Origin of the sequence: Nocardia sp. NBC_00416, from assembly GCF_036032445.1 — a bacterium.
Classification (GTDB): Bacteria; Actinomycetota; Actinomycetes; order Mycobacteriales; family Mycobacteriaceae; genus Nocardia.
The window spans coordinates 2095966-2109967 of sequence record NZ_CP107932.1 but is presented as its reverse complement, the minus strand read 5'-3'; the positions used below and the strand labels follow the sequence as shown (position 1 = coordinate 2109967).

Annotated in this window: 11 protein-coding genes and 1 riboswitch; of the genes, 9 read left to right on the top strand and 2 right to left on the bottom strand. The window is 68.3% G+C overall.

Annotation, left to right across the window (positions count from 1 at the left end; genetic code table 11):
• Positions 1 to 73 precede the first annotated feature (73 nt).
• On the top strand, positions 74 to 811 hold the full coding sequence (locus tag OG804_RS08530) for an SDR family oxidoreductase (protein ID WP_328395651.1): 738 nt from the start codon (positions 74 to 76) through the stop codon (positions 809 to 811).
• 103 nt (positions 812 to 914) lie between these two features.
• Entirely contained in the window at positions 915 to 1946 is a 1032-nt protein-coding gene (locus tag OG804_RS08525; protein ID WP_328395649.1) for an aldo/keto reductase, read from the top strand.
• A gap of 16 nt (positions 1947 to 1962) precedes the next feature.
• Here the strand turns inward: OG804_RS08525 and OG804_RS08520 are convergent, their stop codons facing one another.
• Entirely contained in the window at positions 1963 to 3018 is a 1056-nt protein-coding gene (locus OG804_RS08520; protein WP_328395647.1) for an LLM class flavin-dependent oxidoreductase, read from the bottom strand.
• A gap of 33 nt (positions 3019 to 3051) precedes the next feature.
• A complete protein-coding gene (locus tag OG804_RS08515) occupies positions 3052 to 4359 on the bottom strand; it encodes an NtaA/DmoA family FMN-dependent monooxygenase (RefSeq protein ID WP_328395645.1) in 1308 nt (435 codons plus the stop codon).
• 285 nt (positions 4360 to 4644) lie between these two features.
• Between OG804_RS08515 and OG804_RS08510 the strand changes: the two genes are divergently transcribed.
• The 7 genes from OG804_RS08510 (at position 4645) to OG804_RS08480 (ending at position 13937) form a co-directional block, all read left to right on the top strand.
• Complete coding sequence (locus OG804_RS08510) at positions 4645 to 5586, top strand: TauD/TfdA dioxygenase family protein (protein ID WP_328395643.1); 942 nt, start codon at positions 4645 to 4647, stop codon at positions 5584 to 5586.
• Positions 5587 to 5786: 200 nt separating this feature from the next.
• Positions 5787 to 7430: an ABC transporter substrate-binding protein gene (locus OG804_RS08505; RefSeq protein ID WP_328395641.1), complete on the top strand. Its 1644-nt coding sequence runs from the start codon at positions 5787 to 5789 to the stop codon at positions 7428 to 7430.
• Entirely contained in the window at positions 7430 to 8449 is a 1020-nt protein-coding gene (locus OG804_RS08500; RefSeq protein WP_328395639.1) for an ABC transporter permease, read from the top strand. The genes OG804_RS08505 and OG804_RS08500 overlap by 1 nt, the downstream gene beginning before the upstream one ends.
• Positions 8446 to 9333, top strand: coding sequence for an ABC transporter permease (locus OG804_RS08495; RefSeq protein WP_328395637.1), 888 nt, complete (start codon positions 8446 to 8448; stop codon positions 9331 to 9333). Before OG804_RS08500 ends, OG804_RS08495 begins: the two co-directional genes overlap by 4 nt.
• The gene (locus OG804_RS08490; RefSeq protein ID WP_328395635.1) at positions 9330 to 10979 is read left to right on the top strand and encodes an ABC transporter ATP-binding protein; all 1650 of its coding nucleotides are present in this window, start codon (positions 9330 to 9332) and stop codon (positions 10977 to 10979) included. The genes OG804_RS08495 and OG804_RS08490 overlap by 4 nt, the downstream gene beginning before the upstream one ends.
• 60 nt (positions 10980 to 11039) lie before the next feature.
• Positions 11040 to 12431: an NtaA/DmoA family FMN-dependent monooxygenase gene (locus OG804_RS08485; protein ID WP_328395633.1), complete on the top strand. Its 1392-nt coding sequence runs from the start codon at positions 11040 to 11042 to the stop codon at positions 12429 to 12431.
• Between the two features lie 32 nt (positions 12432 to 12463).
• A riboswitch (SAM riboswitch) is annotated at positions 12464 to 12577 on the top strand.
• Between the two features lie 46 nt (positions 12578 to 12623).
• Positions 12624 to 13937 carry an aminotransferase class V-fold PLP-dependent enzyme gene (locus OG804_RS08480; protein ID WP_328395631.1) on the top strand — a complete coding sequence of 438 codons (1314 nt, stop codon included), beginning with the start codon at positions 12624 to 12626 and terminating at the stop codon, positions 13935 to 13937.
• Positions 13938 to 14002: the final 65 nt, after the last annotated feature.

Genomic DNA, 14002 nt, shown 5'->3' with positions numbered 1-14002 from the left:
ATCGACGTCGAACGCGTGCGTCGCCGATTCTGGTAACCGGCGCCGCACTCAGGTGACGTCCCAGGAGGTGCACGTGCCCGCGTCGACCGATCGCATCGCCCTGGTCACCGGAGGTTCCGGAGGTATCGGCCGCGCGGTGGCCGAACGCCTCGCTGCCGATGGAATGAGCGTGATCGTGCACTACGCCGGCAACGCCGAACGCGCCGGCGAGGTCGTTTCCGCGATCACCGGCCGAGGTGGCAGCGCGGTGGCGCTCGGCGGGGACGTAGCCGACTCCGAGCGGATGGAAGAGCTGTTCACCGAGATCGCCGATCGGTTCGGCGGAATCGACGTGGTGGTGAACACCGCGGGGATCATGCTCCTCGGGCCCGTGGCCGAATTCGAGCTGGACGCGTTCGACCGAATGCATCGCACCAATGTCCGCGGCACCTTCGTCGTCTCCCGGCTGGCGGCCCGCACCCTGAATCCGGGCGGGGCGCTGATCAATTTCTCGTCCTCGGTGATCCGGCTCCAGCAGCCCGGATACGCCGCTTACGCGAGCACCAAGGGCGCGGTGGAGGCGATGACCCTGATTCTGGCCCGGGAGCTACGGGGTCGCGATGTGACCGTCAATGTGGTCGCCCCGGGACCCACCGCGACGCCGTTGTTCCTCGACGGCAAGGATGCCGACGCCATCGCCGGGCTGGCGAATCTGTCCCCGCTCGAACGTCTCGGCGAGCCGGCCGATATCGCGGAGACGGTCGCGTTCCTGGCCGGTCCGGCGCGCTGGGTCGACGGGCAGATCCTCTACGTCAACGGGGGTCTCGCGTGACACTCGGCTCGGCGTGCCGCCGGCTCGACCGCCGGGCGCGCAGATTTCGATCAGGGTGAGCCGCATCATCGCCGCGGGCCCGCGGCGATGATGAACTGTCCGGATGAGCTACGGCCCTTTCGACCTGACCTATACCGCCGCTGCGGACCGCTACGAGAAAGTCCCGTATCGGCGTAGCGGGAACTCCGGCCTCGACCTGCCCGCGTTCTCGTTCGGACTGTGGCAGAAGTTCGGCACGGACTATCCGTTCGAGACGCAACGCGAGATCATCCTGCACGCGTTCGACCTGGGCATCACCCATTTCGACAATGCCGATCGGTACGGTCCGCCGCACCGGGCCGCGCAGCAGAACTTCGGCCGGGTGCTGGGCAAGGACCTCGCGCCCTACCGCGACGAGCTCATTCTCTCGACCAAGGCGGGTAATCCGATCGGACCCAGCCCCTACCTCCGGGGTGGTTCCCGCAAGTCGATCCTCACCTCGCTCGAGCACAGTCTGCGTGACCTGGGGACCGACTATGTGGACGTCTTCTACCACCACAGCCCCGATCTCGATACGCCGCTGGAGGAGTCGGTGGGTGCGCTGGTCAGCGCGGTGCAACAGGGGAAGGCGCTCTACATCGGCATCTCCAACTATCTGCCCGACCGCACCCACGATGCCGTCGAACTGCTCCGGGAGGCGGGGGTGCCGCTGCTCCTGCACCAGACTCGGTACTCCCTCTACGACCGCCGTCCCGAACAGAACGGTCTACTGGACGCCGCGCGTCGTGACGGATTCGGCGCCATCGTCTATTCGCCGCTGGCGCAGGGCCTGCTGACCGACAAATACCTCGAGCGCATTCCGGCGGGCGCGCGGGCGGCGAACAGCGTGTTCCTCTCACCGGATGTGATCGACGAGACCTACCGGCAGCGCACCGCCGAACTCGACAAGATCGCCGCGGCCAGAGGGCAGTCGCTCGCTCAACTGGCCCTGCAGTGGGTACTGCGGCGGCCCGAGGTCACCTCGGCGCTGATCGGCGCGAGCAGCACAGCCCAGCTGGACCACAATATCGCCGCGCTGAGTTTCCCGGAACTCACCGACGCCGAGCTCGCCCTCATCGACGAGCACGGCGTCCACGGAACCGGGCAGAAGCTCTGATCCGACGGCGCCCGGCTCAGTCGCGCAACAGCGGCAGGAGCTGGGCGCCCTGTCGGCGGATCTCGCGCAGGTACGGGGTATCGGAGAGAACGAAGTGGGTGATGCCGAGATCCTGGTACCGGCGTAGCGATTTCGCCACGTCCTCGGCGGAGCCGACCAGCCAGGTGGTGCCCGCGCCACCGCCGCCGACGGTGCCCGGAGCGGTGTAGAGGTTGTCGTCGAGCACCTCGCCGCGCGCGGCCAGATCGAGCAGTCGCTGCTGCCCGACCGCGGCGCGGCGTGGTGCGCCGGGGTTGTAGGCCCGCGCCATCTCGGCGACTTTCGCTTCGGCGTCCGCCCAGGCCTGTTCGGTGGTGTCCCGGACGAAGGTGGTGATCCGGAGCCCGAACTCCAGTGGGGGAAGGGCACGGTCGAGTTCATCGCTCAGTCCGCGCAACCGTTCGATCCGATCCCGGACCCCGGCCAGCGGCTCACCCCAGAAGAGCTGGACATCGGCTTCGGTCGCGGCGACCCGTTCGGCGGCCGCCGACGCACCGCCGAAGTAGAGCTTCGGATGGGGGCGGCCGGTGCGGGCGGCGATCCGTGGGGTCACGGTGGACCCGGTGACCTGGTAGTGGTCGCCCCGGTAGGTGACGTTCTCCTCGGTCCACAACCGCCGGACCAATTGCATGAACTCCCGGGTGCGGGCGTACCGCTGGGACTGATCCTCCTCGGCCGCGCCGTAGGCGGCGAGATCGTCCTTGCCGGACACGATATTGACGCGCACCCGTCCCCCGGTCAGATGATCCAGACTGGCGGCGGCCGACGCGAAATGAGCGGGCTGCCAGTATCCGGGCCGGATGGCGATCAGCGGTTCGAAAGTCGTTGTCGCGGTAGCCAGAGCGGTGGCGACGGTGAACGTATCCGGGCGACCCCAGCCGGTGCCGATCAACGCGCCCGTCCAGCCGTACTCCTCGAGTGATCGTGCCTGGCCGGTCAGCGTCGACAGGCTGTTGTGGTCAGCGGTGACGGCGTCACCGCGGTGCCCGGGGATGACCTGATTCGGGATATACCAGAGGAATTCGGGGCTCATCGGAGTCGGCTCCTGTTCGGTGGTGGTGAGCGGTCAGCCGACCGGCAGCGGCTGCGGCAGGGCGAAGCGCTGCCGGACAGTGGATTCCGGATAACCCGCCGAGAGCGCGCCGGCCGCGCGCAGCAGCGGGATCACGTCGCGGACGAAGGTGCGCAGATCGTGCGGGAGGGTCGGGGGCTGGACCGTGTAGCCGTCGACGACTCCGTCGCGCCACCAATCCAAGATCTGCTCGGCCACCGCCTCGGCAGTGCCCAGGACGAGGCGGTGCCCGCCGTCGACCCGGCGGGCCAGCTGTCGCAGTGTGAGTGTCTCGGTGGCGACCAGATCGTGCAGGGAACGGGTGAAGCCGATCGGCCCCTGCTGGTCGGCTTCGGAGACGAACAGTTCGGGCAGGAGGACGGCGTCCGGGTCGAACGGCAGTCCGTGGCGGTCGGCGAAGGCACGTAGCAGGGCCGTCTCGTCGGGGTGCCCGTTGAGCTGTTCGTGCCGGCGCAGGGCCTGCTCGGTGGTGTCCGCGACGATGGGCACCAGCCCGGGCAGCAGGCGGAAGGAGCTGGGATCCCGACCGTGTGCGGCGGCCCGCTCGCGCACCTGGTCGCGGTATGCGCGGGCGGCGTCCTTGCCGAGCAGCGCGGCGTACACGAGGTCGGCGTGTTCGCCCGCGAGATCGATTCCGGCCGCGGAAGCGCCCGCCTGCGCGATCAGCGGCCGTCCCTGGGGGCCGATCGGTACATTGAGCGGACCGCGGATGTCGAAGAACTCCCCGTGATGGTCGATCGGGCGGGCCGTGGCGTCGGTCCACAGTGGTTCGCCCAGCGCCTCGGGTGCCGGGCCGGCCGTGCGGTCCCAGCTGGACCACAGTGCTTTCACCACCTCGACGAATTCCGCGGCCCGGCGGTAGCGCTGCGCGCGGCCGGGAAGCGGTCCGGCACCGAAATTCGCGGCGATATCGGGATTGAAACTCGATACCACATTCCAGATCACCCGGCCCCCGGAAATATGGTCCAGGCTGGCGAGGCGGCGGGCCAAATTATAGGGGGAGTTGTAGGAGCTCGAGGCGGTGATCACGAAACCGATATCGGGTACCCGCGCGGCCAGCGCCGTGAACAGCACGAGGGGATCCAATGAGTGCAGCGGGCGGCTTTCGGCGGCGCGCTGCAGGGCGGGATGGTCGGAGAGGAAGACCGCGGCGAAGCCGCCCGCCCGCGCCAGTTCCGCGACCTCCAGATAGTGGTCGAACGAGACGAAGCGGTCCCAGGCGGCCCCCGGCGCGAGCCATGAATTCCCGTGGTAACCAGTGCTGTTCACGCCGACATTGAGGAACAGTCCGCGAGAGGGCATGGAGGTCTCCGTTCGGGCCGGGTTATTCGTGCCGAGGCGCACACCGCCTGTGCCGTGAGGCGTCGGCCGGGGGTGGTCATACGGAGAAAACACTGCGCCGGATCCGCTTTCCGGGCTACGGACCGGATCACGATGATTCGAAATTCCGGACCCCGACAGTATTTCAAGACGAACTCGACGGATGGTGCAGAAAATCTTGGCGATCGCAATGGGCCGGGAATCGGCACGATGAGACATAGCCTGGCCCCCGACATCCTCTCCGGGCGAATCAGGCGGTGGTTTCCGATGACAATTTCAACGACAGAACCGATTTCGGTGGAATCCGCGCTCACCGTGCTCCCGCAAACGGGTTACACCGGCGCCGAGATCGCCGGGGTCGATCTCGCGCGGGACCTGTCCGATGAGGTGATCGCCGAGATCCGGCAGGCGCTGCTGAAATGGAAGGTGGTGTTCTTCCGTGACCAGTCCATCGGGCACGCCGAGCAGATCGCCTTCGCACGCCGTTTCGGCAAGGTGACCCCGGCACATCCCTACGAGGAGAATCCGCCGGCGGGCTTCCCCGAGATCCTGCCCATCGACAGTCGCCGCTACGACGTGCAGTACGGCCGGAAGCGGACCTCCTACGACAGCAGCTGGCACACCGATGTCACCGCGCTGGTCAATCCGCCGGCCTTCTCGATTCTGCGGGCCGACATCCTGCCGCCGTACGGCGGTGACACCGCCTGGACCAACCTGGTGGCGGCGTACGAGAACCTGCCCGCCGAACTGCGCGATTTCGTGGACAACCTGGATGCCGAACACACCTTCGACAACCGCGCGGCCCGGCGGAGCAGCCGGGCGGAGGCCATCGATAACAAACCGCTGCGCACTTTCCATCCGGTGGTGCGGGTGCATCCGGAGACCGGTGAGCGGGCACTGTTCGTGAGTCCCGGATTCACCCGCAAGGCCAAGAACATTCGCAATCTCGGCCCCCGCCTGAGCTCGCACCTCCTCGACGCGCTGTGGGACGAGGCGACCCGGACCGAGTACACGGTCCGGTTCCGCTGGCAGCCGGGCAGTGTCGCGTTCTGGGACAACCGGGCGACCGCGCACCTGGCCATCCCGGACGCCGGTCATCTCGGGCACGACCGGGTGCTCTACCGGGTGACCATCGAGGGCGACGTACCGGAGGGTGTCGACGGCCGCCGTTCGGAATCCGTCGAAGGAGAGCCGTTCTACGGCTCCTGAACAATCGTCCGCTGTTCCGCGTGACACCGCGGGACCTCGCACCGCCCCCGTGCCCGGGCCGCGACGCCGATTCGCGGCCCGGGCACGGGGGCGTCCGGATCCGCGGCCGGGTATCCGGCCGCGAATGCCTCCTCGCACCTCCCGTGCATGCGGGCCCTTTCTCATACGCGCAAGCCAGATCCTGTTCGAAGTGGAGCATCATGAAGCGATCGAAGACCATCCTGCGAGCGGGCGCGGCCTGCCTCGCGATTCTGATGATGGTGCTCGCCGGATGCTCATCGGGCGGTGGGGCGGCGAGCGAGCACAGTGAACCGGTCCCGGGCGGTACGGCCCGGTTCGGACTCTCGCTCGATCCGCCGTGCTTCGACCCGCACTACACGGGCACGATCATGAACTACACGGTCGCGCGCAACGTGATCGATTCGCTGCTCTACTGGAAGCCGGACGGTACATTCGCGCCGTGGCTGGCGGACAGCTACCGGATCTCCGAGGACCGGCTGACCTACACCTTCGAACTGCGCAAGGGCGTCACCTTCTCCAACGGTGAGGCGTTCGATGCGGCCGCGGTGAAAGCCAACTACGATTTCATCCTGGACCCCGCCAACGCCACCAACGCGAGCAAGGTCATCGGCAGTATCCGCCAGGTGGACGTGGTCGACGCCGATACGGTCGTCTTCCGGTTGGCGAAGCCGGATTCGGGTCTGCTGCGGTCACTGTCGAGTGTGCGTGCCGGTTTCCTCGCGCCGTCGGTGCTGCCGTTGAAGGACACACTCTGCAAGGACACCGGCCATCTCATCGGCACCGGCCCGTTCACCATCGCGCAGTACAACCCGGGCCAGGACGTCACCCTGGCGAAGAATCAGGCCTACAGCTGGGCGCCCGCCTCCGCCGGCCACCAGGGTCCCGCCTACCTGGACCAGGTGGTGTTCACCTTCCTGCCCGAGACCTCGGCGCGGACCGGCGCTCTGCAGTCCGATCAGGTCGACATCATCGACAGCGTGCAGTCCTACGATGTTCCGCTGTTCGAGAACGTCGACGGTTTCAAATATCTGGTCGGGTACGACACCAGCACCTCGTTCGGGTTCAACCTCAACGCCGGTCGCTTCCCGACCGACGATGTCCGGGTCCGGACGGCGTTGCGCGACGGATTCGACGTGGACGCCGTCGTCGGGAGCCTCTATCAGGGGCATGTATCCCGCAATTGGAGTTGGGCGGGCGCCGACAGCCCGTATTACGACCCGAGCCTGGAAGGGCAGTGGGGCAACAAGATCGACAACGCCAACGGCCTGCTCGACCAGGCCGGCTGGACCGGACGCGACGCGGCCGGGTTCCGCACCAAGGACGGAAAGCGGCTGACGGTCACCGTCGAGTACATCGCCGAAGCCGTTCGTGACCAGCGGGATATCCTCATCCAATCCATTCAGGCCGAGCTGAAGAAGAACATCGGGCTGGACCTCGTCCTGGAGACACCGGACTCCGGCACCTTCTACTCGCGGCTCTACAGCGGCAATTACGGCATCTACCCCAACATCTGGACGGGCGCCGATCTCGCCAACAACGTCACCACCTATATCCACGACTGGCTGTACAAGTACGCGGCGCGTAAACCCGCCGAGGTCGCCGGGATCAACGATCTGGCGCTGCGGGCGGTGGCCACCCCCGACGAGCAGGAGCGTATCGACCTGATCCATCAGGTCCAGCGCAAAATCGTGCTCGACGACGCGCTGTTCGTGCCGCTCTCGTCGGGGGCCTTCCAGATCGCGACGTCCGCGCGGGTGCACGGCATCGGATTCGAACCGGATTCGCTGACCGTGGGCAGCTTCCACGACGTCTGGATCGGCTGATGGGCGGCCCCGCCGGACCGCTCGTGAACGGGACGGTCGCGGCCCCGGCGGTCGACGGGTCCGCGACAGCGGTCCCGGGCCGGCGCCGCGACACCACCCTGCGCGCGACGATCGCCGGCCGCCTGGCCGGTGCGGTGATCGTGCTGTGGGCCGCGTTCACGGCCACCTTCGTGGCACTGCAGTTCATCCCGGGCAAGATCGAGGACATCATGGCCGGCGATATCGACTATCCCGGTCTGCGGGAGGCCATCCGCGCCGACTGGGGCCTGGACGAGCCGCTGCTCACACAGTACTTCCAATACCTGGGCCGGCTGTCACAGGGCGACCTGGGCCGGTCCTATGTGAGGCGTCAGGAGGTCACCGAACTCCTCACCGCGCAGATCGGATCGACCGTCGAACTCGCCGTCGCCGCGGGGGTTCTCGCGTGCGCCGCCGCGATCCTCGTCTCGGTGTTCACCGCCGGCCGTAACCGTTTCGTGCGGTCGATCTTCTCGGCGGTCGAGGTCGTCGCGAATTCCGTGCCGGTGTTCTGGTTCGGGTTGCTCCTGTTGCTGGCGTTCTCCTTCAACCTGAAGCTGTTCCCTGTTTCCGGGGCGAAGGATCTGTCGTCGCTGGTGCTGCCGGCCCTCACCTTGGCGCTGCCCACCTTCGGGCTGCTGACACCGGTCCTGCGCGACGGGATGGAACGTGCGCTGGAACAACCTTTCGCGGTGACGGCGCTCTCCCGCGGGATCGGCGAATCGCGCCTGCGGGTGCGGCACGCGCTCCGGCACGGCCTCGTTCCGACGGTCACCCTGGCCGGCTGGCTGGTCGCGCATCTGCTGGGCGGCGCGGTGATCACCGAGACCGTGTTCGGCCGACCGGGCCTGGGCACCCTCGCGCTGCAGGCGGTGATGAGCAAGGACGTGCCGGTGGTGTTGGCGATCGTGCTGATCGTCGCCGCGATCTATGTGGTGATCTCCACGATCGTGGACATCACCTACGCACTCATCGATCCGAGACTGAAGGCAGCGCGATGACCGTGGACACGACATCGGTACTCGACACCGCGGGCGCCCTGCCCGACACCACGAAGGCGCCGCCGCGGCGCGCCCGAGCGCGGCTCCCGCTGCCGGTGATCGTCGCCCTGGTGTATCTGGCGCTGGTACTGCTGGCGATCCTGTCGCCCGCGCTGCTCGGCGCGACCGATCCGACCGCGACCGCCCCGGCCGCCGCGCTGCGCCCGCCGGGCGATGGATTCCTGCTCGGCAGTGATCAGCTCGGCCGTGATGTCTATTCGCGCATCCTGCACGGTGCCCGCTGGTCGCTCGGTATCGCGCTGGCGGCGTTGGTGATCGGTGTCGCGTTGGGCGCGCTGCTGGGCTCGACCGCGGGCTTGGCGAAAACCGTCGTCAACGAGATCGTGGGGCGGGTGTTCGACCTGCTGTCGGCTTTCCCCGGCGTGCTGCTGGCACTGCTCATCGCGGTCCTGTGGGGGCGGGGCCCGCTCGGGATCGCGCTCGCGATCGGGATATCGAGTGTGCCGAAATTCGGGCGGATCATCCGGGCCCGGACTCTGCAGGTCACCGGGTCGGATTACGTGATCAACGCGGTCACCTTCGGTCACTCCCGGTTCCGCAATATCGTGCGACATGTCCTGCCCAATGTGATCGGTTCGATCGGATTGGTGGCGGCCCTGGATCTGGGCGCCTCGATCCTGGCCGTCTCCGGGCTGAGTTTCCTGAAAATGGGTCCGCAACCGCCCACGCCGGAATGGGGCATCATGCTCGCCGAGTCCCGCGATGTGCTCCGGGTGGCCTGGTGGGCGAGTGTGTTCCCCGGGCTGGCGCTGGTGCTCACCGTCGCGTCGTTCCTCGTTCTCGGCCGGTACGCGCAGGCCCGATTCGAACGGAGGATCCGATGACCGGCGACCGATTGCTCAACGTCGAAAATCTGCGGATCGGTTTCGGTGCCGCACCGCCGATCGTGTCGTCGGGGATGAGTTTCACCCTCGACGCCGGGGAGTGCGTGGCGTTGGTGGGGGAGTCGGGTTCCGGGAAGAGCCTCACCGCGCGCAGCCTCGTCGGGCTCGCGGGACCGGGGTCGATCGTCGCCGCCGATACATTCCGGATCGGCGGCGGCGACGCCCTGGATTTCGACACCCGGGCCTGGCAGCGGGTCCGGGGCCGCTACATCGGCCTCGTCCTGCAGGACGCGCTCGTGAGCCTGGACCCACTGCGGACCATCGGGCGTGAGGTGGCCGAATCGCTGGACACCCACCGGATCGGAGACAAGAAGCAACGGCGCGCCGTGGTGCGGACGCTGCTGGAATCGGTGGGGATCGGCGGCGCCGAACGCCGCGCGGAACAGTACGCCCATCAGCTGTCCGGCGGCCAGCGGCAACGCGCGCTGATAGCGTCGGCCATCGCCGCCGACGCGCGGGTTCTGGTCGCGGACGAACCGACCACGGCGCTCGACGTCACTGTGCAGCGCCAGGTTCTCGGCGTGCTCCGGTCGCGGCTCGCGGCCGGTGCGGGACTGGTGCTGGTCAGCCACGACCTCGCGGTCGTTTCCGGTATCGCCGATCGCGTCCTGGTGCTGCGTGACGGCGAAGTGGTCGAGTCGGGGCCGACGTCGGAGGTGCTCCGTGCGCCGCGGCACCCTTATACGCGCAAGTTGATCGCCGCGGTCCCCACCCGGGAAACACGCGGATTCGCGCTGAGCTCGATCGGCGCGGCGGCCGACGGCGCCGGAGCTCTTCCACGGGTGCGGATTCCCGCGCACACCGTGGACGCCGGGGATACCGCCCTCGAGGTTTCGCACCTGACCAGGACCTACGGGCGGCCCGGCCGGAGCCGCGTCGTGGTCACCGCCGTCGACGATGTGAGTTTCACCGTCCGGCGCGGCGAAACACTCGGCATCGTCGGCGAATCCGGCTCCGGGAAGACAACGACGGTGAAGGCGATTCTCGGACTCGTCGCGCCGACCTCGGGTGAGATCCGGCTCGACGGGAGGCCGTGGAGTTCGCTGCGCGAGAGCGAACGCCGTAGCAGGCGCGAACAGGTCCAATTGGTGCCGCAGGACACGCTCAGTTCGTTCGATCCTCGATACACGGTCGAGCAGATCATCGCGGAATCACTGCTGCGCGCCTATCCGGACGAACACGCGCGGCGGCGGCGGATCCGCGAGGCACTCGACTGGGTCCGGTTGCCCGGCGCGATTCTGGATCGGCAACCTCAGTTCCTGTCCGGCGGCCAGCGTCAACGGGTCGCGCTCGCCCGGGCCCTGGCCCCCACCCCGCGAATCGTGGTGTGCGACGAGCCCGTATCGGCCCTGGATGTCTCCGTTCAAGCGCAGATCCTGGACCTCCTGCAGGAGTTGCAGGCCGAGCACGGGACGACCTTCGTCTTCGTGACCCACGACCTCGGTGTCGTACATCAGATCGCGGATCGGCTGCTGGTGATGAAGGACGGCCGGATCGTGGAGCAGGGCGATGTGGTGGAGGTCTTCGACAAGCCGCGGCACGAGTACACCCGCGAGCTGCTCGACGCCGTCCCGCGGATCTCGTGAGGGCCGCCCGGCAGCCCGAAGTATCCGAAAAAAGTCCGAGCACAACGAGAAGGTGAATCTGTGGCACACCGACCCGGGCTGATCCTCAGCGCGTTCGTCATGGGAGCCGGCCATCACGCGGCATCGTGGCGGCATCCGGCCGCGCCGGACGAGGCGGCGGAATTGACTCCCGCCCACTATGTCGACCTGGTGCGGATCGCCGAACGCGGCAAATTCCATGCGTTCTTCCTCGCCGATACGCTCGCGTTCTCACCGAACGTAGCGCTGAACGGGGTGAGCAACCTCGAACCGCTGGTGACACTCGCGGCGCTGTCCCAGCACACCGAACGCATCGGACTGGTCGCGACGATCTCCACGGCCTTCTACCCGCCGTACCACCTCGCCCGGTTGATCAACACCCTCGACCATTTCAGCGGCGGCCGATTCGGCTGGAACGTGGTGACCTCGACTTCCGACCACGAGGCCCGGAACTTCGGGTCGGCGCGGCTGGCCGAGCACGACGACCGATACCGCGCGGCGGCCGAACTCGTGGACGCGGTCGATCATCTGCTGCACTCCTGGGAGCCCGGCGCGGTGGTCCGTGATCGCGCGTCGGGCCGGTATCTCGATCAGGACCGGGTGGCGACCGAACCGAGCCGGATCGGGCGCTTCACCTTCGGCGGACCGCTGGACCTGCCCCGGTCGCCGCAGGGCAGACCGGTGATCGTCCAGGCGGGGAGGTCACCGGCCGGTATCGAGTTCGCCGGGCGGTACGCGGAGGTCGTGTTCACGGTGCAGCAGACGTTCCAGGAGGCGAAGTCCTTCCGTGACGCGCTCCGCGGCGCGGCCCGGGACGCGGGGCGTTCACCCGGCGATGTCCGCGTCCTGCCCGGGTTGTGGCCGTTCATCGGTTCGACCGAGGCCGAGGCCCGCAAGCTGTACGACGAACTGGAGGAACTCGTTCTGCCCGCTCAAGTGGCCCGGCAGATCGCCACCTTCACCGGGCTCGATCTGAGCGGATACGGCTACGACGAGATCCTGCCCGCACTTCCGGCGACCGGCTTCCAAGGACAGCAGGGCAGATACCAGACCTTGCGCGATCTCATCGACAGCGGCCGGAACACGCTCCGGAAATTGCAGGAGCAGTTCGGGACGAGTCGCGGTCATCAAGTGGTGATCGGGACTCCCGAGCAGATAGCCGATTCGATCATCGACTGGCACGACCGCGGTGCGGTGGACGGGTTCAGTATCCAGCCGCCCATCCTGCCGCACGGCCTGGCGCAGTTCGTCGACCATGTGGTCCCGGAATTGCAGCGCCACAAGGTTTTCCATGACGATTACCTGCCCGGGGCCCGGACCTTCCGAGATCAGTTGGGGGCTTCGCGCCGGGATCGGTCGCCGGAATCGGCGGATCCGGTGCGCCGGTCTGTGCCCGACGAGCCCGTCGGCGCGCACCGGTCCGGTTCGAGTTGACAAGTCGGTGAGCCTCTGACAACCTCGCCTCAGGTCATGAGTGCCAGCGTGAAGCCCCGGCTTGCTGGCCGGCAACCCTCCTCCGCGGTGGGGTGCCCCGGGTGACGACCTGGCCGCTGCTCGCCCGAGCGCGGCAAGCGCGGGCTCCGTTCACTCCCCGATCCGGAGTCCCTCGATCGAAGGGATTGCGTGATGACCGCTGTATACGACCCGACCTGCGCCCCGGCCCGGGTGTCCGGTGCCGACCTGCGGGTACCGCTGGTGCAGGGCGGGACCGGCGGCTACGCCAATTTCGACTACGCGGCCAGCGCGCCGGCGTTGGAGCAGGTCGGCGCGCGGGTCGCCGAGCTGCTGCCCTACTACGCGAGCGTGCATCGCGGCGCGGGCTACGCGTCCCGGATCTCCACCCAGTGCTACGAGGCGGCCCGGGAGTCGGTGCGCCGATTCCTGCGCTGCGCCGACGATCAAGAGGTGGTGTTCACCCGCAACACCACCGACTCGTTGAACCTGCTCGCCGGATGCGTCCCCGGCGAGACCGTGGTGCTCGATATCGAACACCACGCGAACTACCTGCCCTGGGACCGGCACGGCCGCCGGGTGGTGCCCGCGGCGGATACCCTCGCCGAGACGATCGACCGGCTGACCGCCGAACTGTGCGCGAAACCCGCCGCCCTGCTGGCGGTGACGGGGGCGTCCAATGTCACGGGTGAGGTGCTGCCGCTGGAGCGCCTGGCCGAACTCGCGCATCGGTACGGTGCGCGGATACTCGTGGACGCGGCGCAACTGGCCCCGCACCGCCGAATCGACCTGTGCGCCACCGGGATCGACTACCTGGCCTGCTCGGGTCACAAGCTGTACGCGCCGTTCGGCGCCGGTGTGCTGGTGGGCCGCCGCGACTGGCTCGACACCGCGCCCCCCTATCTGGCCGGCGGCGGCGCGGTCACCGCGGTCACCCGGGAGACTGCGATCTGGGCCGCCGCCCCACACCGGCACGAGGCGGGTTCTCCGAATGTGCTGGGCGCCGCGGCGCTGGCGGCCGCCTGCGAGGCGCTCACCGAGCTCGCCGGTCCGGCGCAAGCGCACGAGCAGGCACTCACCCACCGGCTGCGGACCGGACTGGAGGACATCGCGGGGGTGCGCTGTCTGCGGATCTGGCCGGACAGCGCCGATTGTGTGGGAATCGTCGCCTTCACCGTAGACGGATTCGATGCCGGACAGGTCGCGGCCTATCTGTCCGCGGAACACGCGATCGGTGTGCGCGACGGCCGTTTCTGCGCGCACCCGCTGCTGGCGCGGTTCGGTCTCGACGCCGCGTTGCGCGCGAGTATCGGGCTCGGTTCCACGGCCGCCGATATCGACCGGCTCCTGGCCGCCGTGCACGCGCTGGTCACCCGGGGACCGCGGTGGGACTACGCCTGTGCGGGCGGCCGCTGGGATCCGGTTCCGGAGACCCGCCCGGGTCTGGTCGCGGCAACGGCCGCCGGGGCGGGGCCGTGCACGATTTGAAGCCGTGCCCGATAGGACAAGGGTCGCGACCCGCGGGCCGCTGTACGAGGCAGCGAGCCCGAGCG